24 protein-coding genes are annotated in these 22,768 nt (G+C 70.8%); 19 read left to right on the forward strand and 5 right to left on the reverse strand.

Translation table 11 applies throughout. The annotated features are described in order from the left end of the window. Positions 1-166: 166 nt before the first annotated feature. Positions 167-1,537, reverse strand: coding sequence for a homogentisate 1,2-dioxygenase (gene hmgA / locus ABL310_RS07605; protein ID WP_349371083.1), 1,371 nt, complete (start codon positions 1,535-1,537; stop codon positions 167-169). A 171-nt stretch (positions 1,538-1,708) separates the two neighbouring features. Between hmgA and ABL310_RS07610 the strand changes: the two genes are divergently transcribed. The 3 genes from ABL310_RS07610 to hppD all read left to right on the forward strand — a co-directional run bounded on the left by ABL310_RS07610 (position 1,709) and on the right by hppD (position 4,032). Beyond that, the gene (locus tag ABL310_RS07610) at positions 1,709-2,230 is read left to right on the forward strand and encodes a MarR family transcriptional regulator (RefSeq protein WP_349371084.1); all 522 of its coding nucleotides are present in this window, start codon (positions 1,709-1,711) and stop codon (positions 2,228-2,230) included. Then, the gene (gene maiA / locus ABL310_RS07615) at positions 2,227-2,856 is read left to right on the forward strand and encodes a maleylacetoacetate isomerase (RefSeq protein ID WP_349371085.1); all 630 of its coding nucleotides are present in this window, start codon (positions 2,227-2,229) and stop codon (positions 2,854-2,856) included. The genes ABL310_RS07610 and maiA overlap by 4 nt, the downstream gene beginning before the upstream one ends. Positions 2,857-2,919: 63 nt before the next feature. After that, positions 2,920-4,032: a 4-hydroxyphenylpyruvate dioxygenase gene (gene hppD / locus ABL310_RS07620; RefSeq protein WP_349371086.1), complete on the forward strand. Its 1,113-nt coding sequence runs from the start codon at positions 2,920-2,922 to the stop codon at positions 4,030-4,032. 271 nt (positions 4,033-4,303) lie between these two features. On the opposite strand, the gene ABL310_RS07625 is transcribed toward hppD, so the two are convergent. Both ABL310_RS07625 and ABL310_RS07630 read right to left on the reverse strand, forming a co-directional pair. Next, positions 4,304-4,489, reverse strand: coding sequence for a DUF2256 domain-containing protein (locus ABL310_RS07625; protein WP_349371087.1), 186 nt, complete (start codon positions 4,487-4,489; stop codon positions 4,304-4,306). A 10-nt stretch (positions 4,490-4,499) separates the two neighbouring features. Continuing rightward, the gene (locus ABL310_RS07630; protein WP_349371088.1) at positions 4,500-5,354 is read right to left on the reverse strand and encodes a formyltransferase family protein; all 855 of its coding nucleotides are present in this window, start codon (positions 5,352-5,354) and stop codon (positions 4,500-4,502) included. A gap of 113 nt (positions 5,355-5,467) precedes the next feature. Between ABL310_RS07630 and ABL310_RS07635 the strand changes: the two genes are divergently transcribed. Together ABL310_RS07635 and ABL310_RS07640 are read left to right on the forward strand one after the other, a co-directional pair. Further along, the gene (locus ABL310_RS07635; RefSeq protein WP_349371089.1) at positions 5,468-6,202 is read left to right on the forward strand and encodes an SDR family oxidoreductase; all 735 of its coding nucleotides are present in this window, start codon (positions 5,468-5,470) and stop codon (positions 6,200-6,202) included. Positions 6,203-6,213: 11 nt separating this feature from the next. After that, positions 6,214-7,749: a cryptochrome/photolyase family protein gene (locus ABL310_RS07640; RefSeq protein ID WP_349371090.1), complete on the forward strand. Its 1,536-nt coding sequence runs from the start codon at positions 6,214-6,216 to the stop codon at positions 7,747-7,749. A gap of 35 nt (positions 7,750-7,784) precedes the next feature. Here the strand turns inward: ABL310_RS07640 and ABL310_RS07645 are convergent, their stop codons facing one another. Then, complete coding sequence (locus ABL310_RS07645; RefSeq protein WP_349371091.1) at positions 7,785-9,032, reverse strand: L,D-transpeptidase family protein; 1,248 nt, start codon at positions 9,030-9,032, stop codon at positions 7,785-7,787. A gap of 258 nt (positions 9,033-9,290) precedes the next feature. Here ABL310_RS07645 and ABL310_RS07650 point away from each other — a divergent pair, with 258 nt between their 5' ends. From ABL310_RS07650 to ABL310_RS07675, 6 genes are all read left to right on the forward strand, one after another. After that, complete coding sequence (locus ABL310_RS07650; RefSeq protein ID WP_349372016.1) at positions 9,291-9,845, forward strand: polysaccharide biosynthesis/export family protein; 555 nt, start codon at positions 9,291-9,293, stop codon at positions 9,843-9,845. Positions 9,846-9,890: 45 nt separating this feature from the next. Next, a complete protein-coding gene (locus ABL310_RS07655) occupies positions 9,891-11,075 on the forward strand; it encodes a glycosyltransferase family 4 protein (protein WP_349371092.1) in 1,185 nt (394 codons plus the stop codon). A gap of 69 nt (positions 11,076-11,144) precedes the next feature. After that, positions 11,145-12,686, forward strand: a complete 1,542-nt coding sequence (locus tag ABL310_RS07660; protein WP_349371093.1) for an undecaprenyl-phosphate glucose phosphotransferase — start codon at positions 11,145-11,147, stop codon at positions 12,684-12,686. Beyond that, the gene (locus ABL310_RS07665; protein ID WP_349371094.1) at positions 12,683-13,954 is read left to right on the forward strand and encodes an O-antigen ligase family protein; all 1,272 of its coding nucleotides are present in this window, start codon (positions 12,683-12,685) and stop codon (positions 13,952-13,954) included. Before ABL310_RS07660 ends, ABL310_RS07665 begins: the two co-directional genes overlap by 4 nt. Positions 13,955-13,992: 38 nt before the next feature. Continuing rightward, positions 13,993-14,754: an SDR family oxidoreductase gene (locus ABL310_RS07670; protein ID WP_349371095.1), complete on the forward strand. Its 762-nt coding sequence runs from the start codon at positions 13,993-13,995 to the stop codon at positions 14,752-14,754. A 38-nt stretch (positions 14,755-14,792) separates the two neighbouring features. Then, positions 14,793-15,590, forward strand: a complete 798-nt coding sequence (locus ABL310_RS07675; protein WP_349371096.1) for a TIM barrel protein — start codon at positions 14,793-14,795, stop codon at positions 15,588-15,590. A 221-nt stretch (positions 15,591-15,811) separates the two neighbouring features. Here ABL310_RS07675 and ABL310_RS07680 read toward each other — a convergent pair whose 3' ends face one another. Continuing rightward, entirely contained in the window at positions 15,812-16,783 is a 972-nt protein-coding gene (locus ABL310_RS07680) for a nitronate monooxygenase family protein (protein WP_349371097.1), read from the reverse strand. Between the two features lie 125 nt (positions 16,784-16,908). Here ABL310_RS07680 and ABL310_RS07685 point away from each other — a divergent pair, with 125 nt between their 5' ends. From ABL310_RS07685 to nusB, 8 genes are all read left to right on the forward strand, one after another. Further along, positions 16,909-17,151: a ribbon-helix-helix protein, CopG family gene (locus ABL310_RS07685; protein WP_349371098.1), complete on the forward strand. Its 243-nt coding sequence runs from the start codon at positions 16,909-16,911 to the stop codon at positions 17,149-17,151. Next, positions 17,135-17,554: a type II toxin-antitoxin system VapC family toxin gene (locus tag ABL310_RS07690; protein WP_349371099.1), complete on the forward strand. Its 420-nt coding sequence runs from the start codon at positions 17,135-17,137 to the stop codon at positions 17,552-17,554. Before ABL310_RS07685 ends, ABL310_RS07690 begins: the two co-directional genes overlap by 17 nt. 171 nt (positions 17,555-17,725) lie before the next feature. Beyond that, the gene (gene glyA, locus ABL310_RS07695) at positions 17,726-19,030 is read left to right on the forward strand and encodes a serine hydroxymethyltransferase (protein WP_349371100.1); all 1,305 of its coding nucleotides are present in this window, start codon (positions 17,726-17,728) and stop codon (positions 19,028-19,030) included. An 18-nt stretch (positions 19,031-19,048) separates the two neighbouring features. Then, positions 19,049-19,558 carry a transcriptional regulator NrdR gene (nrdR, locus tag ABL310_RS07700; RefSeq protein WP_349371101.1) on the forward strand — a complete coding sequence of 170 codons (510 nt, stop codon included), beginning with the start codon at positions 19,049-19,051 and terminating at the stop codon, positions 19,556-19,558. Continuing rightward, entirely contained in the window at positions 19,555-20,706 is a 1,152-nt protein-coding gene (ribD, locus tag ABL310_RS07705) for a bifunctional diaminohydroxyphosphoribosylaminopyrimidine deaminase/5-amino-6-(5-phosphoribosylamino)uracil reductase RibD (protein ID WP_374730380.1), read from the forward strand. Before nrdR ends, ribD begins: the two co-directional genes overlap by 4 nt. A gap of 4 nt (positions 20,707-20,710) precedes the next feature. After that, positions 20,711-21,334, forward strand: a complete 624-nt coding sequence (locus tag ABL310_RS07710) for a riboflavin synthase (protein ID WP_349371102.1) — start codon at positions 20,711-20,713, stop codon at positions 21,332-21,334. A gap of 307 nt (positions 21,335-21,641) precedes the next feature. Further along, positions 21,642-22,133 carry a 6,7-dimethyl-8-ribityllumazine synthase gene (gene ribH / locus ABL310_RS07715; RefSeq protein ID WP_349371103.1) on the forward strand — a complete coding sequence of 164 codons (492 nt, stop codon included), beginning with the start codon at positions 21,642-21,644 and terminating at the stop codon, positions 22,131-22,133. A gap of 4 nt (positions 22,134-22,137) precedes the next feature. Beyond that, positions 22,138-22,617 carry a transcription antitermination factor NusB gene (gene nusB, locus ABL310_RS07720; RefSeq protein ID WP_349371104.1) on the forward strand — a complete coding sequence of 160 codons (480 nt, stop codon included), beginning with the start codon at positions 22,138-22,140 and terminating at the stop codon, positions 22,615-22,617. Positions 22,618-22,768 lie beyond the last annotated feature (151 nt).

Raw genomic sequence — 22,768 nt, forward strand, 5'->3', positions numbered from 1 at the left:
GTCGATTTCGGCTTCGCCGAACGCGCGTGCCGCGCGCCCCATCCGTCTCGGCTTCGCCGAGCCACCTTCCCCTACAGGGAAGGACAGAACTTGACGACGTCCGGCGGCGTCGGAAGTCGATCTCGTCGGTGACCGGAAAACGCATCGGGGGCTGCGCTCCGCGGCCTTACTTCGGCTCGCGCCGGTTCGGGTCGAAGTGCTTCTTCAGGCCCTGCCAGCAGTCGATGTAGCTGTCCTGCAACTCGGAGAGCGAGGCCGCGTATTTCGTCACGCGCTGCGGAAAGCGGGTCTCGAACATGAAGGCCATGGTGCCCTCGAGCTTCACCGGCCCGAGATCGACGTTGGAGGCGTGCTCGAAGGCCTGCATGTCCGGCCCGTGCGGCAGCATCTGGTTGTGGAGCGAGAAGCCGCCGGGGACGAAGCCCTCCGGCTTGGCGTCGTAGACGCCGTAGACGAGCCCCATGAACTCGCTCATCAGGTTGCGGTGGTACCAGGGCGGCCGGAAGGTGTTCTCCGCCACCATCCAGCGGTCCGGGAAGATGACGAAGTCGATGTTCGCCGAGCCGGGCGTCTCGGTGGGCGCCGTCAGCACGGTGAAGATCGACGGGTCCGGGTGGTCGAACAGGATCGCGCCCACGGGCGAGAACCGGCGCAGGTCGTACTTGTAGGGCGCGTAATTGCCGTGCCAGGCGACGACGTCGAGCGGGGACTGCTCGATCTTGGTCATGAACAGGTCGCCGCCCCACTTCACGTAGAGGAAGCTCTCCTCCTCGACGTCCTCGTAGGCCGCCACCGGCGTGAGGAAGTCGCGCGGATTGGCGAGGCAGTTGGCGCCGATCGGCCCGCGGTCGGGCAGGGTGAACTGGCCGCCGTAATTCTCGCAGACGTAGGCCCGCGCCGGCCCGTCGACGAGCTCGACCTTGAAGATCACCCCGCGCGGGATCACGCAGATCTCGCCCGGGCCGAACTCGACCACGCCGAACTCGGTCTTGAACCGCAGCGCGCCCTCCTGCGCCACGATCAGGTACTCGCCGTCGGCGTTGAAGAAGTACTCGTTCTCCATCGAGCGGGTGACGAAGGCGAGATGCGCCGCCATGCCCACCTGCGTGTCCGAATCGCCCGCCGTGGTGATGGTGCGCAGCCCCGTGACGAAGGTCAGCGCCTCGTCGGGGATCGCCACGGGCGACCAGCGCATCTGGCCGATGGCGAGATCGGTGTCCTCGCGGCAGGGGCCGGTGCGCATGAAGCCCTTGTCCACCTTGGCGTAGCGGTGGGAGTGCTTCACCGAGGGGCGGATGCGGTAGAGCCAGGAGCGCTGGTTCGTGGCCTGCGGGGCCGTGAAGGGCGAGCCGGAGAGCTGCTCGGCGTAGAGGCCGAAATTGATCTTCTGCGGCGAGTTCATGCCGACCGGCAGCGCGCCCTCGAGCGCTTCCGTCTCGAAGGAATTGCCGAAGCCGGACATGTAGCCGGGCTTGAGCGCGGTCTCGCGACCCTGGAGGTCGGGGCTCGTGAAGCCGGTGGTCTGGTGGACGGTCATGGATGTCTCCTCGAGAGCCTTCGTCCGGGGCTCGTTCTCCAGCTCGTTCTCCTGGCCGGCGCCGGCCCGAGCGGGTCGCTCGGACGGCGGCCTTGCCAGCCGGGTCGATATCGGCATAATGGTTGCACCAGCAACTGATTTCTGTCAACGATGCGGTCATCCCCCGACGACATGCGCGACGACGCTCCTCTCCCCGCGGAAGACGCTCCGATCGCCCTCGAGCGCTTCCTGCCCTACCGGCTGAACGTGCTGGCGAGCGTGGTGTCGAACGCGCTGGCGCGGATCTACGCCGAGCGCTTCGGCATCACGATCCCGCAATGGCGCATCATCGCGACGCTCGGCCAGTTCGAGACCCGCACGGCGCGCGACATCGCGGCCCACGCGGTGATGCACAAGTCGACCGTCTCCCGCGCCGTGGCGGCGCTCGCCGAGCGCGGCCTCGTCGAGCGCCGGCCCAACCCCGGCGACATGCGCGAGGAGCTGCTCGTGCTCACGCGGCCGGGGCGGGAGATCTACGAGGCGGTGGCGCCGGAGGCGCTCGCCTTCGAGCGCGCCGTCGTCTCCGGGCTCACGCCGCAGGAGCACGAGACGCTGTTTCGCCTGATCGACAAGCTCGACGCCCACACCCGGGCGCTCGCGCCCGACCTCGACGTCGCCGATGCGGCGACCAACGCCTCGGAGGCCTCCCGTTGAAGCTCCACGGCTATTTCCGCTCCTCCGCCGCCTATCGCGTGCGCATCGCGCTCGCCCTGAAGGGCGTCGCCTTTGAGCAGGCCTTCGTGCATCTCGTGCGCCGCGAGCATCTCTCCGAGGCCTATCGCGCGCTGAACCCGCAAGGGCGCGTCCCGGCGCTCGAGACGGACGACGGCGCGGTGCTGGTCCAGTCGCCCGCGATCCTGGAATGGATCGAGGAGACCTGGCCCGAGCCGACGCTGCTTGCGGGCGACGCGCGCCGTCGCGCCGAGATCCGGGCCGCCTGCGCGGTCATCGGCTGCGACATCCACCCGCTGAACAACCTCTCGACGCTCTCGTGGCTCAAGGAGCGCCTCGGCGCCGACCAGGCCGCCGTCGACGCCTGGTACGCGCACTGGATCCACGAGGGCTTCGCCGCGCTCGAGCGGCTGATCCGCCCGGGGCCCTTCGCCTTCGGCGACGCGCCGACCATGGCGGATCTCTACATCGTCCCGCAGGTTTTCAACGCACGACGGTTCTCGGTGCCGCTCGACGCCTACCCGAAGATCCGCGCCGTCGACGAGGCCTGCCGCGCGCAGCCCGCCTTCGCCGCGGCCGCCCCCGAGAACCAGCCCGATGCGGCCTGAGGCCGCGACAAACGCATTCACGGCCTGAGGCCGCCGCCGACGCATCCACCCAAGGAGGACAAGATGGGTCCCTTCCCCCACGACGCCCCGCCGCCGCAGATCACCGACGACAACCCGATGGGCACGGACGGCTTCGAGTTCGTCGAGTACGCCCATCCGGAGCCCGAGAAGCTCGACGCGCTGTTCAAGCGCATGGGCTTCTCGGCGGTGGCGAAGCACCGCTCGAAGAACGTGACGCTCTACCGCCAGGGCGACATCAACTTCATCCTCAACTCGGAGCCGGAGAGCTTCGCGGCGCGGTTCGCCGCCGAGCACGGGCCCTGCGCGCCCGCGATGGCCTTCCGCGTCGTCGACGCGGCGCAGGCCTACGAGCGCGCGATCAAGCTCGGCGCCAAGCCGGCCAAGACGCAGATCGGGCCGATGGAGCTCGCGATCCCCGCGATCGAGGGCATCGGCGGGCTGCAGATCTACTTCGTCGACCGCTACGGGGCGAAGGGCTCGATCTACGACGTCGACTTCGTCTGGAGCGAGGAGCGCGATCCGCACCCGACGGGCGCGGGGCTGTTCTACATCGACCACCTGACCCACAACGTGAATCGCGGGCGGATGGACGAGTGGGCCGGCTTCTACGAGCGGCTCTTCAACTTCCGCCAGATCCGCTACTTCGACATCTCCGGCAAGATGACCGGCCTGCATTCGCGGGCCATGACCTCGCCGGACGGCAAGATCCGCATCCCCATCAACGAGGACGCGGGCGAGAGCGGGCAGATCGAGGAATACCTCAAGGAGTACAAGGGCGAGGGCATCCAGCACGTGGCGCTCGGCGCCAACGACCTCTACGAGACGATCGAGACGCTGATCGAGAGCGGCGTCGAGTTCATGCCGGCGCCGAACGACATCTACTATTCCCGCATCGACAAGCGCCTGCCCAAGCACGGCGAGGACGTCGCGCGCCTGCAGCGCGACGGCATCCTCATCGACGGCGAGGGCGTGCTGGAGGGCGGCTTCACCAAGGTGCTGCTGCAGCGCTTCACCAAGACCGTGATCGGCCCGATCTTCTTCGAGTGCATCCAGCGCAAGGGCGACGACGGCTTCGGCGAGGGCAACTTCAAGGCCCTGTTCGAGTCGATCGAGGAAGACCAGATCCGCCGCGGGGTGCTGAAGGAGAAGGCGTGACGGGCCTGCGTCGGCGCCGCGGGGGCCGTAAGGGGGCGCACGGCATGTGGGTCGCGGCGCCCCTTCTCCTTCCCTGTAGGGGAAGGTGTCGCCGCGCGAAAGCGCGGTGACGGATGGGGCGCGCCGGCAGGCGCGTTCGGCGAAGCCGAATTCGACGGGTGAGACCGCCGGCCGACGGAGAGCTTCCGCTTCGCGGAACGCGTCGCTCACGCGCCGCGCCCCATCCGTCTCGGCTTCGCCGAGCCACCTTCCCCTACAGGGAAGGAAAGCGTCAGCCGCGGCCCCTCGACGGCGCGCGCTCCGCTGTCCGCGGTGACTGCGGGGTCTTCCGGCAGCGGTCGGAGCAGTAGCGGACCTCGTCCCAGACCTTCTCCCACTTCTTGCGCCACGCGAACGGGCGCCCGCAGGCGGCGCAGGTCTTCTGCGGCAGGTCGGCCTTCTTGCGCATGCGGGCCATGGCAGGCGCCTCAGCGGCCTAAATTGCGGGCCGCGTCGAGCGAGACGGGGCTCCAGCGGGTGATGGCGACGTAGCCGTCCTTGGCGGCGACGGTGATGACGCGGCGATACTGGTGAACGACCGTCCCCGGCGCGAGGTCGTGCGCCTCCTCCCAGCCGTGGGCCTGGGCGACGTGGATCGTCCCGGGCCCGAGCGGCGCGAGGGTCTCGACGACGCCGAAGGCGCGCACCCGGCGCATCAGCATCTCTACCGGCAGGCGGAAATCGAGCGTGCGGTCCGCGTCGCTGGCGCGGGGATAGTAGCTCCCGCCGACCTGCGGCTCCGCCGCCGCCCAGGCGGCGGGAAAGTTCGCCGCGAGCCCACGGGCGATGCGCCGCGTCGCCATCTGGCAGCGGGCGAGCAGCGTCTCGTGCGTCTCGAGCGGGGAGAGCGCGAAACGCTCCCGGCCGAGCATGGCGCCGGTGTCGTAGGCGTCGTCGAGGACGTGGGCGCTCATGCCCCAATCGGCGCGCCCGTCGAGGATGGCGCGGTAGAGCGGGTAGGGCCCGCGCCCCTCGGGCAACGGCGAGGGGTGGAAGTTGAGCGCGTAGCGCAGATGCTCCCGCCAGGGCGGGATGCGCCAGGGATAGCCCGCGACGACGAGGCACTCGCAGCCGGCCTGTCCGAGTGCGGCGAGATCGCCCGGCGTGATCCGCGACATCTGGATCGGCAGCTTGCGCGTCGCGGCCTCGGCGACGATACGTTCGTTGAAATCGTGCAGGCCGTCGCAGGGGCGGGTGAACAGCATCATCGGCCGCCAGCCGGCGGCGACGAAGCCGTCGAAGGCGTCGGCGAGGAAATCGATTCCCGCGAATGCGAAGCGCATCGTGCCGGTCACTCCCTGATGCGACCGGTCGCCGCCCGTCCCAGGGGCTCGACCGCGGCCGTCTTCGGCATAGGTAGCGCATCGCGAGCGAGTGTGCAGCGGGAGCGTCGAGGATGAGTGGACGGGTTCTGGTCTGGGGCGGCAGCGGCGGGGTCGGCGCGGCGACGGCGCGGGCGCTCACCGCGCGAGGATACCGCGTGCATCTCGCCGCGCGCGACGAGGCGCGGCTCGCCGAGACCGCCCGCGCGGTCGACGCGGCCGGCTACACGGTCGCGGACGCCACCGATCCGCGAGCGATCGCACGGGCCACGGAAGCCGCGAGCGCGGGGGAGGGGCTCTCCGGGCTCGTCTACGCGGTGGGCTCCATCAACCTGAAGCCGCTGGCGCGGCTCACCGAGGAGGACTTCCTCGCCGACTACCGGCTGAACGCGCTCGGCGCCGCGCAGGCGGTGCAGGCGGCGCTCAAGCCCTTCCGGCAGGCGAACGGGGCGAGCGTTGTGCTGTTCTCGACGGTGGCCGCGAAGCAGGGCTTTTCCGCTCACGCCTCCGTGGCCATGGCCAAGGGAGCGGTGCAGGGCCTGACCCTGGCGCTCGCGGCGGAGCTCGCGCCGAAGGTGCGGGTGAACTGCCTCGCGCCCTCGCTGCTCGAGACCGACCTCGCGAAAGGCATCACCGGCAACGCCGCGATGGCGCAGGCGATCGCGGGCATGCACGCCATCCCCCGGCTCGGCACCGGGCAGGACGTGGGCGGCCTCGCCGCCTTCCTGATCTCGCCCGAGGCCGCCTGGATCACGGGGCAGACCATCGCGGTGGACGGCGGGCGTTCGACCCTGCGCGTCAAGGGGTGAGCCGGCGCGCGATGAAGACCCTGCGTCTCCTGCTGGGCGACCAGCTCACCCGCTCGATCGCCTCGCTCACGGATCTCGACCCGGACCACGACGTGGTGCTGATGGTCGAGGTCTGGGAGGAGGCGACCTACGTGCGCCACCACAAGCAGAAGATCGCCTTCCTGTTCTCGGCGATGCGCCATTTCGCCGAGGCGCTGCGCGCGGAGGGGATTTCGGTCGACTACGTGCGGCTCGACGACGCGGAGAACGCCGGCTCCTTCGGGGCCGAGCTCGCCCGCGCCGTCGCACGTCATGCGCCCGACCGTGTGGTGGTGACGGAGCCCGGCGAATGGCGCGTGCTCCAGATGATGCGGGACTGGCGCGAGGAGCTCGGGCCGCCGGTCGAGATCCGCGACGACAACCGCTTCCTCGCCACGAAGGCCGAGTTCGCCGCCTGGGCCGGCGCGAAGAAGCAGCTGCGCATGGAGTTCTTCTACCGCGAGATGCGCCGCAAGACCGGCTTCCTGATGGAGGGCGGCGAGCCCGTCGGCGGGCAGTGGAATTTCGACGCCGAGAACCGCAAGGCGCTGCCGAAGAGCCTGCGCGTGCCCCCGCGCCGCCGCTTCGAGCCCGATGCGATCACGCGGGAGGTGCTGGCGCTGGTCGCCCGGCGCTTCGGCAACCATTTCGGCGATCTCGAGCCCTTCGGCTGGGCCGTCACCCGCGCCGACGCGCTGGAAGCCCTGCGCGTCTTCGTCGACGAGGCGCTGCCCACCTTCGGCGACTACCAGGACGCGATGAAGACGGGCGAGCCGTTCCTCTTCCACGCCGTGCTCTCGCCCTACCTGAACGCCGGGCTCCTCACGGCGGAGGAGGTCTGCCGGGCGGCGGAGCGGGAATGGCGCGAGGGGCGGGCGCCGTTGAACGCCGTCGAGGGCTTCGTCCGCCAGATCATCGGCTGGCGCGAATACGTGCGCGGGCTCTACTGGCTGAAGATGCCCGCCTATGCCGACACCAACGCGCTTTCGGCGACGCGCCCGCTGCCGGATTTCTACTGGACCGGCGAGACGGAGATGAACTGCCTCGCGCAATGCGTCTCCGACACCCGCCGGCACGCCTATGCGCACCACATCCAGCGGCTGATGGTGCTCGGCAATTTCGCGCTGATCGCGGGGCTCTCGCCGTCGCAGGTGGAGGAATGGTACCTCGTCGTCTTCGCCGACGCCTACGAATGGGTCGAGCTCCCCAACGTGCACGGCATGATCCTCTACGCCGACGGCGGAGTGCTGGCCTCGAAGCCCTATGCGGCGTCGGGCGCCTATATCGATCGGATGAGCGACTATTGCGCCGCCTGCGCCTACGACCCGAAGGTCAAGGAGGGCGCGCGCGCCTGCCCGTTCAACTATCTCTACTGGAACTTCCTCATGGAGAACGAGGGGCGGCTCGCCGGCAACCCGCGCATGGGCATGCCGCTGCGCACGCTCTCCAAGATGAGCGACGCCCGCAGGGCCGCGATCCGGGAGGACAGCGCGCGGTTCCTGGCGGGGCTGCGGTCGTCGTACGCCTAGAAACGAAAAGGGGCGCCCGGTGGCGCCCCTGGTCCTCAGCCGTCCTCGGAGCCCGGCGCTCGGGCGATCGGCACGCCGGCGATGCCGTCGCGGCCGTAGATGTCGTCCCGGAACTGGACGAGGCCGTCGGGCGTGGCCCAGGCGGTGATGTAGGTCCAGTAATTGCTCACTGGCCGGCGCAGCTGCACGTCGATGCGCTCGCCCGAGCGGAAGGTGTCGTCGATGCGGGCGCGGTCCCAGCCCTGCTCCTCGGACAGGAGCCAGACCACCAGCTCGCGGACGCTCTGGATGCGCACGCAGCCCGAGGAGACGAAGCGGTAGTCGTCGCCGAAGATGCCGCGGGCCGGGGTGTCGTGCATGTACACCGCGTCCTTGTTCGGCATGTTGATGCGCACGAAGCCCAGCGAGTTGAACTCGCCGCCCGGGTCCTGCCGGAAGACGTAGCGCGTCGCCTCGTCCGAGTACCAGTCCACCGCCTGCGGCGCGATCTCCTGGCCCTGATGGGTGAAGATGCGGATGCGGTTGTCCGTCAGGTAGGACGGGTTCTCCTGCATCAGCGGGATCAGGTCGCGGCGGATGATCGAGGCCGGGACGGTCCAGAACGGGTTGAAGTTGATCTCGGTGATGCGCGAGTTGAAGATCGGCGAGGGCCGATCGACCTTGCCGACGCCGGCGGCGTGGCGGGTCGCGACCATGCCGTTTTCCACCGCCTCCACCGTGGCGGAGGGAATGTTGACGATGACGTGGCGGGCGCCGAGATCACCCGAATAGGAGCGCAGGCGCACCACGTTGAGCTCGAGCTGCTCGAGCCGAACGTGCGCCGGCACGTTCAGCGAGACGATCGTCGCCGTGTTCAGCGACCCCGTCGGCGTCAGGCCGTGGCGCGTCTGGAAGCGGCGCACGGCCGCCTCGACGAAGGAATCGTACACGTCCGAGGCGCCCGCGGTCGGGTCCAGGTCTCCCGACAGGATCAGGCGACGCCGCAGGGCGACCACGCTCGGCGAGCGCACCCCGAGCGTGAGCCGCTCGTCGGGCACCGTGCCCCAGCCGCCGCGGGCGACGATGTCGGCATAGCGCGCGATCATCTGCTCGGTTGCGGCGAGCGTCTCCGGCGAGAGCAGCGGCGTGTCGACGCGCTCCACGCGCGTGCGCGTCGCGGCGTCGTAGTTCTGGGCCCACTCCGCCTGGAACTGCGCGTACTGCGTCTGCGCCTGCGCGGGCGCGGCGACGAGGGCGGAGGCGAAGGCGAGCGTGGCGGTCGCGAGGAAGGCGCGGGCGATCATCTTCAGAAAACGACTCTCGTTGTCGGGGCGAGGCCGTCGCCGACGGGTGACCGTCGACGCGCGACCCCGGAAAGGATGACGTGTCGTCGTTTACGAACCATGAGCAGACCGGCCAAATTAAGGCAAATCACGAAACCGCCAGGAGAGCGGGCAGGGGTGTTGCGCCTGCGCGACAGGCGCGTCGAGCGGCAATCGGTGACGAACGGTTAACCATCCGACGATAAAGCTAGCGGCCATGAAGGACACTCGAGCCGCATGATGAACAGGCGCTCCGCCCTCGCTCTCCTCCTGGTCTCGCCGGTTCTCGCCGGCTGCGTCGCGCCGCGCCCGCGGCTGCTCGAGGCGACCGTGCCTGGCGAGTACCGGCTCGCGTCGGGCGATCGCCTGCGTGTCATCGTCTTCGGACAGGACGACCTGTCGAACCTCTACACCGTCGACGCCGGCGGCGCGATCGCGATGCCTTTGATCGGCGCGGTTTCCGTGGAGGGCGCGACGACGCGCGCGGTGGAGGCGCGCGTGGCCGAGCGGCTGCGCGCGGGCTTCCTGCGCGATCCGCAGGTCACGGTCGAGGTCGACGCCTACCGGCCGTTCTTCATTCTCGGCGAGGTGGGGAGCCCCGGCCAGTTTCCCTACGTCGACGGGCTCACGGTGCAGACCGCGGTCGCCATCGCCGGCGGCTTCACGCCCCGCGCGAACCGCGTCAGCGCCGAGATCTCCCGCGAAGCCGGTGACTCTATCGTAACGGAAGCTGTGCCAATGAGCTTCCCGGTCCGGCCGGGAGACACGATCGTCGTCGGCGAGCGCTGGCTCTGATCGCCGACGCGCCGCCCCGGCCGAGACGGGACGGGGAGGCGCGACATGGCCGACAACCACATCCCTCAGCTGCGGATCCTGCACGTCTTCCGGGCGCCGCTCGGCGGCCTGTTCCGGCATGTGCTCGACTTGACCCGGGCGCAGCTCGCCCGCGGCTACCGGGTCGGCGTCTTCTGCGACTCGGCCACCGGCAACAAGGTCACCGAGGCGGCGCTGGCCGAGCTCGAGCCGCAGCTCTCTCTCGGGCTGCACCGGTTTCGGATCGCCCGCAACCCCGGCTTCGGGGACGTCGCCGCGATCCGGGCGCTCGGCCGCGTGCGTCGGGAGACGGGCGCCAACGTGCTCCACGCTCACGGGGCCAAGGGCGGCGCCTATGCGCGCCTTCTGCCGCTGCCGTCCTCCGAGCGGATCGCGCGGATCTACACCCCGCACGGCGGCAGCTTCAACTTTCGGCCGGGCACCGCGCAGCACCGCTTCTACATGCTGCTCGAGAAGATGATGGCGTCGCGCACCGAGCTGTTCACCTTCGAGAGCGGCTACATCGCCGGGCGCTTCCGCACCTATGTGGGCGGCGCGGACGAGCGTGTGCGGGTGATCTACAACGGCATCGCCGAGGCGGAATTCGAGCCGGTCGACGCCGGCGCCGCCGCGTTCGACCTGCTCTACATCGGCGAGCTGCGCGAGGCGAAGGGGATCGACACCCTCATCGACGCGCTCGCGCGGATTCGCGCCGAGAGCGGCCGGCGCATGCGCCTTCTCGCCGTGGGCTCCGGACCGGATTACGAGGCGCTCGTCGCCCGCGCCGCCGCACGCGGGATCGGCGAGGACGTGGTGTTCGAGCGACCGCAGCCGATCCGCGCCGTGTTCGGGCGCGCCAAGGTCATGGTGGTGCCGTCGCGCGCGGAATCGCTGCCCTACGTCGTGCTCGAGGCCGCTGCCGCCCGGCAGCCGCTGATCTCGACCGATGTCGGCGGCATTCCCGAGATCTTCGGTCCCTACGCCGACGCCCTGATCCCGCCCGACGACGTGCCGCGTCTGGCGGAGCGCATCGTCGCGACCCTCGACAAGGATCCGCAGGAACGCGCCGAGGCGGCGCGGGCGCTGGCCGAGCACGTGCACGCGCGCTTCTCGCTCGAGGCCATGGCGGACGGCGTGCTCGCCGGCTACCTGACGGCGCTCGGCGCGCCGGTCCCGGCGGTGCAGGCGGCGGTGGCTCTGCAATCGCCTTAAGCCTTCCCTCACCCAGAACCCGTACAACACGCGACGAATGCCACGCAGAACGCGGGACGAGAGCACGTCATGACCGGCTTGAACATTCGCGACCTGATGCAGGCGGCCGCGACCGCGGCGGCCGAGCCGTCCGCCGGCGGACGCCAGCGACGGCTGGCGGCGGGCGCGCCGATCGCGGAGAGCGCCTCCGGGCTGCCCGTGGCGAAGAGCCTGTCTCCCGTCGTTCTCGTCGGCATGGTCCGCGGGATCGACGCGCTCATCGTCGTCGCGACGGGCCTCGCGGCCCATGCCGGCTATCTCGGGGGGATCGTCTCGTTCGAGTACTGGGTGGCGATCGGGGCGCTCGGCGCCCTCGCCATTCTCGCCTTCCAGGCTCTCGGCGCGTATTCGATCGGCGCCTTTCGCGCCTTCTTCGGCTACGGCGTGAAGATCGCGCTCGGCTGGGCGCTCGTCTTCCTCATCGCCCTCGCGGCGATCTTCCTGCTGAAGGTCGGCGAGGAATATTCGCGCGTCTGGCTCGTCTCCTGGTTCGGGATGGGGCTGCTCGCCCTCACTGCAGAGAGGCTCGCCGTCTCGCTCGTCGTCACCGCCATGACCCGCGCCGGGCGCTTCGACCGGCGCACGGCCATCGTCGGCGGCGGACCCGCGGCCGAGAGCATGATCAAGGCCCTCGACGCGCAGCCCGATACCGGCGTGAAGATCGTCGGCGTCTTCGACGACCGCTCCGACGAGCGCTCGGCGGACGTGGTGGCGGGCTATCCGAAGCTCGGTCGCGTCGACGATCTCGTCGACTATGCGCGTCGCACGCAGCTCGACCTCGTGATCTTCACGGTGCCGATCTCGGCCGAGGAGCGGATCCTGCAGATGCTCTCGAAGCTCTGGATCCTGCCGATCGACATCCGCCTCGCCGCCCACACCTCGAAGCTGCGCCTGCGCCCGCGCTCGTATTCCTACATCGGCTCGGTGCCGGTGCTCGACGTCTTCGACCGGCCGATCGCCGATTGGGACCTCGTGCTGAAATGGCTGTTCGACCGCATCGTCGGCAGCCTGCTGCTGATCCTGCTCTCGCCGCTCCTGCTGGCGACGGCCGTCGCCGTGAAGCTCGACTCGAAGGGGCCGGTCTTCTTCAAGCAGAAGCGCTACGGCTTCAACAACGAGCTGATCGAGGTCTTCAAGTTCCGCTCGATGTACACCGACATGGCCGACGCGACCGCGGCGAAGCTCGTCACCAAGGACGATCCGCGCGTCACCCGGGTCGGGCGCTTCATCCGCAAGACGTCGATCGACGAATTGCCGCAGCTCTTCAACGTCGTCTTCTTCGGCAGCCTCTCCCTCGTCGGCCCGCGCCCGCACGCGCTGCACGCCAAGGCGGCGGACCGCCTCTACGACCAGGTCGTCGACGGGTACTTCGCCCGCCACAAGGTCAAGCCCGGCATCACCGGCTGGGCGCAGATCAACGGCTGGCGGGGCGAGACCGACACGCAGGAGAAGATCCAGCGGCGCGTCGAGCACGACCTCTACTACATCGAGCACTGGTCGGTGTTCTTCGACCTGCAGATCCTCGCCATGACGCCGGTCGCGCTGCTCTCCGACCGCGAGAACGCCTATTGAGCGCAGGGGTCGCCAGCGCGGCGCGGCCGGCGGGCCGCGCCTTCTCGCCGCGGATCGAGCGCGCCTCGCTCTGGCTGCTCGGCTTCGGCGGCGGCTTCGCCTTCATCGAGCCCTCGCCCTACGAATACGCCTTCGTCCTGTGCCTGTTCGTGCTCGTGGTCGGCGGGCTGAAGCTGCACCGCTCGACCCTGCCGATGATCGTGCTGGGCGCGATCTTCAACGTCGGCGGCCTGTTCAGCCTCGCGCCCTTCCTGCACGACGCCGACGCGGTGCGCTTCATCGCGGTCTCGATCTATCTCCTCGTCACCAGCGTCTTCTTCGCCGCGATGATCCTCGACCGGGGGGCGGAGCGCTTCCGGGCTTTGCGCGCGGGGCTCACGCTCGGCGCCTCGATCGCCGCGCTCGCTGGGATCATGGGCTATTTCGACGTCGCCGGCACGGGCGCGATCTTCACGCTCAACGACCGTGCCTCGGGCACCTTCAAGGACCCGAACGTGCTCGGCACCTTCGTGATCTTCCCCATCGTGCTGATCGCGCAGGACATCCTGCACCGGCGCGGGCGCTTCCTCGTCAACGTCGCGCTCCTCGCGCTGCTGATGGGCGGCGCGGTGTTCCTGTCCTTCTCCCGTGGGGCCTGGGGCCACGCGGTGGGCTCGGTCGTGATGATGACGGGCCTCACCTTCCTGCTCGCCGCGACGCCGCGGCTGCGCCTGCGCATCCTCGGCTTCGTCGCGCTCGCGCCTCTCGTGGCGATCGCGGCGCTCGGCGCGGCGCTCTCCGTGGAGGAGGTGCGCTCCATGTTCGAGATGCGCGCGAGCCTCAACCAGTCCTACGACGTCGGCCCGACCGGCCGCTTCGGCAGCCAGGTCCGCTCGATCCCCTACCTGTTCGAGCACCCGAACGGCTACGGGCCGCGGCAATTCCGCTATCACTGGCCGGAAGACCCGCACAACGTCTACATCAACGCCTTCGCCTCCTACGGCTGGATCGGCGGCGTCTCCTACATCGCGCTGATTCTCGCCACGATCGTCGTCGGCTTCGCCACGGTCGCGACCCGCTTCTCGCTGCAGCCGCTGGCCATCGCCGTCTGGTCGGTGCTGTTCGTGCAGATCCTCCAGGGCCTGACCATCGACACCGACCATTGGCGGCATTTCTGGATGCTGCTCGGCCTGATCTGGGGGCTCTACGCCTACGCGAAGATCGAGCGCAGGCGCGGCGGGAGCCGGGCCGCCGTCCCCTTGACCGGTTCGTCGCGTCGGGCAAGCTAGTCCGCGACGCGGCGCGAGACCGCGGTGGAGGGAACGGCATGGATCTCGGAGCGCGATTGGCCGGCCGGCACGTGCTGGTCACCGGGGCGTCGAGCGGGCTCGGCGCGCATTTCGCGCGGCTGTGCTCGGGTTGCGGCGCACGGGTGAGCGTCGCCGCGCGGCGGCGCGAGCGGCTCGAGGCGCTCGTCGCGCAGCTGGACGCGGCCGGCGCGGCCGGGGTCGCGGCGCTCGATCTGGACGTGACGGATCCCGATTCGGTCGCGGACTGCTTCGCCGCCCTCCCGGCGCCCCTCGACGTTCTCGTCAACAATGCCGGGATCAGCGGGTCCGGGGCGGCGGTCGACCTGCCGCTCGAGAGCTTCGACGCCGTGATGGCGACGAACCTGCGCGGCCCCTGGCTGACCTCGACCCACGCCGCCCGCGCCTGGCGCGATTCCGGGCGGCAGGGGACGATCGTCAACATCGCCTCGATCGTCGCCGAAAGGGTGGCGGGCGGGGTCGCGCCCTACGCCGTCTCCAAGGCCGGCCTGAAGCAGATGACAAAGGCGCTGGCGCTGGAATGGGCGCGCTACGGCATCCGCGTCAACGCGCTCGCGCCGGGCTACGTCGAGACCGAGATCAACGCCGACTTCTTCGCCAGCCCGGCGGGCGAGGCGCTGATCAAGCGCATCCCCATGCGCCGGCTCGGCCGGCCCGAGGATCTCGACGCCGCCTTCCTGCTGCTCGCCTCCGACGCCGCGCCCTGGATGACCGGCGCGCTCGTGCCGGTCGACGGCGGGCATCTGGTCTCGGGGCTGTGACGCGCTCCCGCAACGACGAACGAGAACGAGACCTCCGCATGAATGCGCCGCTCTTCCCCCGCGACCGGCTGACGCTGAACATCGCGCTCCTTTTCCCCGATCGCCCCTTCCTCGACCGCATCGACGCGGCGGCCGCCTGCGGCTTCGGCAAGGTCGAGTGCCATTTCCCCTACGAGCACCCGGTGGCGGAGGTGAGGGCGCGGCTCGAGGCCGCGGGCGTCGCGCTCACCGGGCTCAACACGCGCCCCGGCAGCGGTCCGGGCGCCTGGGGCCGCGCGGCGCTGCCCGGCCGCGAGGCCGAGTTCGAGGCGGATTTCGAGGAGGCCTTCGGTTACGCGACGGCGCTCGGCGCACGCGTGATTCACGTCATGGCCGGCCATCCGGCGCCGGAAGAGCGCGTGGCGGCGCGCGCGACCTATGTCGCCAACCTGCGCCGCGCCGCGGCGCGGGCCGCCGAGCGCGGGATCACGCTCGTGCTCGAGCCGCTCAACGCCGTCGACCGGCCGGGCTATTTCGTCTCCCGCGCCGACGATCTGGCCGAGATCCTGGCCGAGATCGACCGGCCGAACGTCCGGCTCCTGTTCGATTTCTACCATGTCCAGATCGGGGAGGGCGACCTCATTCGCCGCTTCCGCCGGCTGCTGCCCTGGATCGGCCACGTCCAGATAGCGGCGGTGCCGGACCGCGGCGAGCCCGACGGCGGCGAGATCGCCTACCGCGCCGTGCTCGAGGCGGTGGCCGAGAGCGGCTACCAGGGCCTGATCGGGCTCGAGTACAATCCCCGCGGCGACACCGCGGAGGGCCTCGCCTGGGTGGAGCGGATGGGGATCGCCTGAGGGCTTGTCAGTCCCGGCCGGAGGTCGCGCAGCGACCGGAGGGGAAGGGAACCCGGCACGACTTGATCGCGGCGAAGCCGCGGCTTTCGGCGGCGATCAGCCGCCTGGGCGGCGGCGCAAGGAGCGCCTGCGGCGCGCCATCCTGCGCTTGGTCCCCTTTCCCCTGCGCGCCTGACGGCGCTCCGGTCGGGGATGACGGCTCTCGTCGCGGCACGATTTCCTCACCGCAGCCGCACCCGCCCCTCCATCGCCTTCGCCGCCTCGTATTCCGCCGCGAGCCGCGCGATGCGCTCCGCGGCCGGCACGACGTCGTGCACCGCGCCGATGCCCTGGCCCGCGCCCCAGATGTCGCGCCAGGCCTTGGCGTCCGCGCCGGCGGCGCCGAAGTCCATGCGCTGGCGCTCCTTCTCGGCGAGGCTGTCGGGATCGATGCCCGCCGCGCGGATGGAGGGCTTGAGGTAGTTGCCGGGCACGCCGGTGAAGTAGGGCGTGTAGAGGATGTCGTCGGCGGCGCTCTCGACGATCATCCGCTTGTAATCCGCGCTCGCCTGCGCCTCGCTGGTCGCGATGAAGGGCGAGCCGATATAGGCGAAGTCCGCGCCCGTCACCTCCGCCGCGCGCACGGCGCGTCCCGTGGCGATGGCGCCGGACAGCGCGAGCGGCCCGTCGAAGAAGCCGCGGATCTCCTCGATCAGCGCGAAGGGCGACAGCCCGCCCGCGTGCCCGCCCGCGCCGGCGGCCACCGCGATCAGCCCGTCCGCGCCCTTCTCGATCGCCTTGCGCGCGAAGGTCAGGTTGATCACGTCGTGCAGCGTGATCCCGCCCCAGGCGTGGACGGCGTCGTTCAGCTCCGGGCGCGCGCCGAGCGAGGTGATGACGATCGGCACCCGATGCTTCTCGCAGATCGCGAGGTCCTGCTCCAGCCGGTCGTTCGAGCGATGGACGATCTGGTTCACCGCGAAGGGCGCGGACGGCGCCTCCGGATGCGCCGCGTCGTGGGCGGCGAGCTCTTCCTCGATGCGGGCGATCCACTCGTCGAGCAGCGCCGGCGGGCGCGCGTTCAGCGCCGGGAACGACCCGACGATTCCGGCCTTGCACTGCGCGATCACGAGCTCCGGCCCCGAGACGATGAACATCGGGGCCCCGATCACGGGCAGGCGCAGGCGGTTCTGGAAAATGGCGGGAACGGGCATTGTGCGTCTCTTCGTTGCGAGCGACGCGCACAGGCATGCCCGCTGCGGGCCGCGAGGGCAAGCGGGTGCGGGATTGCAGGCTCGCCGGCGATCGTATATCAAGGTGATATCGAGGAGCCTCGACCATGGCCGATATTCTCGTCCGAAACATCGACGACGACGTCGCCCAGCGGCTCAGGGAGAAAGCGCGGGCTTCGGGAACCTCCGTAAGCGAGGTCATCCGAGATGCGATCGCCGTTCATGTGGCGCCTTCGCGTGCAGAGCTGGCCGAGCGCGCGCGGCTCATCCGCGCCATGAGCCGACCGAGCTCGATCGACAGCACCCGGCTCATCCGCGAGGACAGGGACAACGATGAGCCTTATCGTTGACGCGTCGGTCGCGGTGAAGTGGTTCGTCGAGGAGGAGGGATCCGAGGCTGCGCAGAGGATACTCGACGAGCCGGCAGCCGTGCTGCTCGCGCCGGATCTGCTGCTCGTGGAGGTGGGTAACGCTCTGTGGAAGAAATTCAACAGAGATGAGGTCTCGTGGGCGCAGATGCTCGCGGCGGTCTCGACGCTGCGGGTCGTCTTTCAGCCGCCGAACCTCGTGCCCGTCGCCGAGCTCGCAGAGCACGCGACCCGTCTCGCCGTCGAGTTGGGGCATCCGATCTACGACTGTCTCTACCTTGCTCTCACCGCGAGAACGCGAGGCGGCGTTCTCGTCACGGATGACCGCAAGCTGCTGGCAATGGCCTCACGCCTGGGCGTTCCGGCGCGCGGGCTGACGCCCTGACCCACCGATCTTCCCCATCGGCAGCGACATCATCGCGGTTGGCGCGCCCTCCTCCCCCATGCTAGACGCCCCACCTGACACGTGAGGGCGCGCGAGCGCCCCGGCGCGCCCGGCCGAGCCCCGCCGCGGCGCGCGCGAGAGAGGCATCTCGGGGCGACGAGCGAGGCCGACATGAGCGCGAGCGAAGCGACCCGGACCCACCTGTCCAATTCCTTCTTCTCGGCGGGCCTGACCGACGTCGACCCGGAGATCGCCCGGGCGATCGAGGCCGAGCTCGGCCGCCAGCGCATGGAGATCGAGCTGATCGCCTCGGAGAACATCGTCTCGCAGGCGGTGCTCGAGGCGCAGGGCTCGGTGATGACCAACAAGTACGCCGAGGGCTATCCCGGCCGGCGCTATTACGGCGGCTGCCAGTTCGTCGACATCGCCGAGACGCTCGCCCAGGAGCGCGCCTGCCGGCTGTTCGACTGCGGCTTCGCCAACGTGCAGCCGAACTCGGGCTCGCAGGCGAACCAGGCGGTGTTCATGGCGCTGATGAAGCCCGGCGACACCTTCATGGGCCTCGACCTCGCCGCCGGCGGCCATCTCACCCACGGCGCGCCGGTGAACGTCTCGGGCAAGTGGTTCAACGTCGTCAGCTACGGCGTGCGGCCCGACGACAACCTGATCGACATGGACGACGTCGCTCGCATCGCCGAGGAGCACAAGCCGAAGGTGATCATCGCCGGCGGCTCGGCCTATTCCCGCCATTGGGACTTCGCCCGCTTCCGCGAGATCGCCGACGCGGTGGGCGCGTACTTCATGGTCGACATGGCGCATTTCGCCGGTCTCGTCGCCGGCGGGGCGCATCCCTCGCCCTTCCCCCACGCCCACGTCGCCACGACGACGACCCACAAGACGCTGCGCGGCCCTCGCGGCGGCATGATCCTCACGAACGACGAGGATCTGGCGAAGAAGTTCAACTCGGCGGTCTTCCCCGGCATGCAGGGCGGCCCGCTGATGCACGTCATCGCGGCCAAGGCGGTGGCCTTCGGCGAGGCGCTGCGGCCGGAGTTCAAGCTCTACGCGCAGGCCGTCGTCGAGAACGCGCGCGCCATGGCGGACGCGATCAAGGCCGGCGGCTACGCCATCGTCTCGGGCGGCACCGACAACCACCTGATGCTGGTCGACCTGCGCCCGAAGAGCCTCACCGGCAAGGCCGCGGAGAAGGCGCTCGGGCGCGCGCACATCACCTGCAACAAGAACGGCGTGCCCTTCGACCCGGAGAAGCCGATGGTGACCTCGGGCATCCGCCTGGGCACTCCCGCCTGCACGACCCGCGGCTTCGGCGTGGCGGAGTTCCAGGAGGTGGGCCGGCTCATCGTCGAGACGCTGGACGGCCTCGCCGGGAACGGCGAGGACGGCAACGCGGCCGTCGAGGCGGCGGTGCAGGAGCGCGCCCACGCGCTCACCCGGCGCTTCCCGATCTACGCCTGACGGGAAAGCCCGCGGCACATGCGCTGCCCCTATTGCGGAAGCCTCGACACGCAGGTGAAGGATTCGCGGCCGGCCGAGGATTCGGCCGCGATCCGCAGGCGGCGCGTGTGCCCGGATTGCGGCGGGCGCTTCACCACCTTCGAGCGCGTGCAGCTGCGCGAGCTCTTCGTCGTCAAGCGCTCGGGCAAGCGCGTGCCGTTCGATCGCGACAAGCTGCAGCGCTCGATCGACGTGGCCTTGCGCAAGCGCGAGGTCGACCCGCAGCGGGTCGAGCGCATGGTCAACGGCATCGTGCGCCAGCTCGAATCCTCCGGCGAGACGGAGGTGTCCTCCGAGCAGGTGGGCGACCTCGTCATGGAGGGGCTGAAGAACCTCGACGACGTCGCCTACGTGCGCTTCGCCTCCGTCTACAAGAGCTTCCGCGAGCCGAAGGACTTCGAGGAGCTGCTCCTCGGGCTCGGCCGCGCGGCGCACGCCAACGGCGCGGCGTCGGACGAGGCGACAGACGCCGAAAGCGCGGCGCGATGACCCCCGACGCCTTCGCCGAGGCGGCCGCGGCCGGCGAGCCGCAGTCGCTGCGCGATGTCGCCTTCATGCGCAACGCGCTCGCCATCGGCCGCCGCAATCTCGGCCTCACCTGGCCGAACCCGAGCGTCGGCGCGGTGCTCGTCTCCTACGCGTCCGGCGCGCCGGTGATCGTGGCGCGCGGCGTCACCCAGCCCGGCGGGCGGCCTCATGCCGAGCGCATGGCCATCGACGCCGCCGGCCCCGCGGCGCGGGGGGCGACGCTCTACGTCACGCTCGAGCCCTGCTCGCATCACGGCCGCACGCCGCCCTGCGCCGAGGCCGTGATCCATGCCGGCGTCGCGCGCGTGGTCTACGCCCTCGCCGATCCCGACCCGCGGGTGAGCGGGCGCGGCGCGGCGCTGCTGCGCCAGGCGGGCCTCGCGGTTACCGGCCGCGTGGAGGAGCGGGAGGCCGCGCGCGGCCATATCGGCCACGTCACCCGCGTCACCAGGGGCCGCCCCGCGGTGCTTCTCAAGCTCGCCCGCACGGCGGACGGCTACGCGGCGGCGGCTTCCAACGAGCGGCTCCGGATCACCGGCGCGCTGGCCAATGCCCGCGTCCACCTGATGCGGGCGCATGCGGACGCGATCATGGTCGGGCTCGGCACCGTGGTCGCCGACGACCCGCGGCTGACGACGCGGCTGCCGGGGCTCGAGCATCGCTCCCCGGTGCGGGTCGTCGTCGATTCGAACCTCGCCCTGCCCATCGACGCGCAGGTCGTCCAGAGCGCCGGCGCGCCGCCGACCTGGATCCTCACCACCGTGGATGCGCCGGTCGAGACCGAGCGCCGGCTGGTCGCCGCGGGCTGCGAGGTGATGCGTGTCGGCGCCGACGCGAACGGCCGCGTGCGGCTCGACGAGGGCCTCCGGCTGATCGCGGCGCGCGGCGTCACGCGGGTGTTCTGCGAGGGCGGGCCGGCGCTGGCGGAGGGGCTCGCCGCCGCCGATCTCGTCGATGCGCTCGCCATCGCCACCGGCCCGCGCCGGCTCGACGCGGCGGGTCTCGCGGCGGTCGGCCCGGCGCTGGCGCGCCACATCGAGACGCGCCTGACCCTCCACGCGGAGGAGCCCGCGGGTGAGGACCTGTTCCAGTTCTACGAGAGAGCGTGATCCCATGTTCACCGGCATCGTCACCGCCATCGGCCGCATCGTCGCGGCGCAGGACCGCGCCGACCAGCGCCGGCTGACCATCGCCTGCCCCTACGACCCGGACACGGTCGCCATCGGCGCCTCGATCGCCTGCTCGGGCCCGTGCCTGACGGTGGTCGAGAAGGGCGGGATCGCCGGCGACATGTGGTTCTCGGTCGACGCGGCGGCCGAGACGCTGGCGCGCACCACCGTCGGGAGCTGGGGGGAGGGGACCCGGGTCAACCTCGAGCGCTCCCTCAAGATCGGCGACGAGCTCGGCGGGCACATCGTCTCGGGCCATGTCGACGGCATGGCCGAGATCGTGGCGCGCACCGAGGTGACGCCGGAGGAGACCGGCTGGGGCGCCACCGCCCGCTTCGACCTGCGCGCGCCTGCCGGGTTCTCCCGCTTCGTCGCCGAGAAGGGCTCTGTCGCGCTCGACGGCTGCTCGCTGACGGTGAACTCCGTCGACGGCGACGTCTTCTCCGTGCTGCTCATCCCGCACACGCTGGAGGTGACGACCTTCGGCGCGCGTCGGGCCGGCGACCTCGTGAATTTCGAGGTCGACCTGATGGCGCGCTACGCGGCGCGACTGATGGAGGCGCGGTGAGAAATGACGGCGCGGGCGTCATCCCCGGCCGGAGCGCCGAAGGCGCGCAGGGGAAGGGGACCCAGCAAGAAGAGTGCGCCGAAGGCGCCCCTTCTGCCGCCGTCCAGGCGGCTGGTCGCCGCCGCAAGGAGCGCCTGCGGCGCGATTCTCTGCGCTGGGTCCCCTTCCCCTCCGCCGCTGCGCGGCTCCGGCCGGGGATGACGGTGGTCGCCCGCGCGCTCTCGCCTCGCCACGCCGCACTTGCCTCCGGGCCCCGCGCCCCTTAACTGAAGCGCCCGACATCCGATCCCTGCGAGACACGCCTTTCATGGTCGCCACCCACGCCCAGAGCCGCCCGGTCGAACCCTTGCCCGGGGCGCGCGTCCTCGTCGTCGAGGCGCGCTACTACGACGGCCTCGCCGACGCGCTGCTGGAGGGCGTGCGGGCCGTGTGCGCGGAGGCGCAGGTCGCGGTCGACGTGCTCACCGTGGACGGGGCGCTGGAGATCCCCGCCTGCGTGGCGATCGCGCTGGACGCCGCCGCGGCGGCGGGGCGTCCCTACGAGGCGGCGGTGACGCTCGGTTGCGTGATCCGCGGCGAGACGGCGCATTTCGAGATCGTCGCCTTCGAGAGCGCCCGCGCGCTGATGGACCTCTCGGTGGCCCGCAAGATCCCGCTCGGCAACGGCATCCTCACGGTCGAGACCGAGGCGCAGGCCTGGGCCCGCGCCAAGGTGTCGGAGATGGACAAGGGCGGGGGCGCGGCGCGGGCCGCGCTCGGCCTCGCGGCCATCGCGGGCCGCCTGCGCGGGGAGGCCTGATCCCATGGCGAGCCCCAAGCCCAACCGCGCCGCCGCCCGCGCCGCCGCCCGCCTCGCCGCCGTGCAGGCGCTCTACCAGATGGACGTCGCCGGCAAGGGCGTGATCGACGCGCTCGCCGAGTTCGAGGCCTTCTGGATCGGCCGCGAGGTCGAGGGCGTCGAGGGCGCCCCCTCCGACCTCGATTTTTTCCGCGACATCCTCCAGGGCGTCGTGCGCGAGCAGCGCGCCATCGACGTGAAGGTCGACGCCGCGCTCGCCGAGAAGTGGCCCCTGAAGCGCGTCGAAGCGGTGCTGCGCGCCATCCTGCGCGCCGGCGGCTACGAGCTGATGTACCGCAAGGACGTGCCGGCCCGCGTCGCCATCACCGAATACGTCGACGTCGCCCACGCCTTCTACGGCGAGGACGAGCCGGGCATGGTGAACGCGGTGCTCGACGCGGTGGCGCACGAGGTGCGGGCGGAGGAGTTCGCCAAGGGGCGTTAGGGGGGCGTTAGGGGGGCGCACCGCTGTCATCCCGGACGCCGAAGGCGATCCGGGACCCATATGTGGACGGCCCCTGGTCTGCAAGAGGGTCGAGCCGGCTCATCGAGATCGCCTGCACCCATATGTCCGACCTGTTCGCGCGGCCCGAGGG

The sequence above is a fragment of the Salinarimonas sp. genome (assembly GCF_040111675.1).
Classification (GTDB): domain Bacteria; phylum Pseudomonadota; class Alphaproteobacteria; order Rhizobiales; family Beijerinckiaceae; genus Salinarimonas.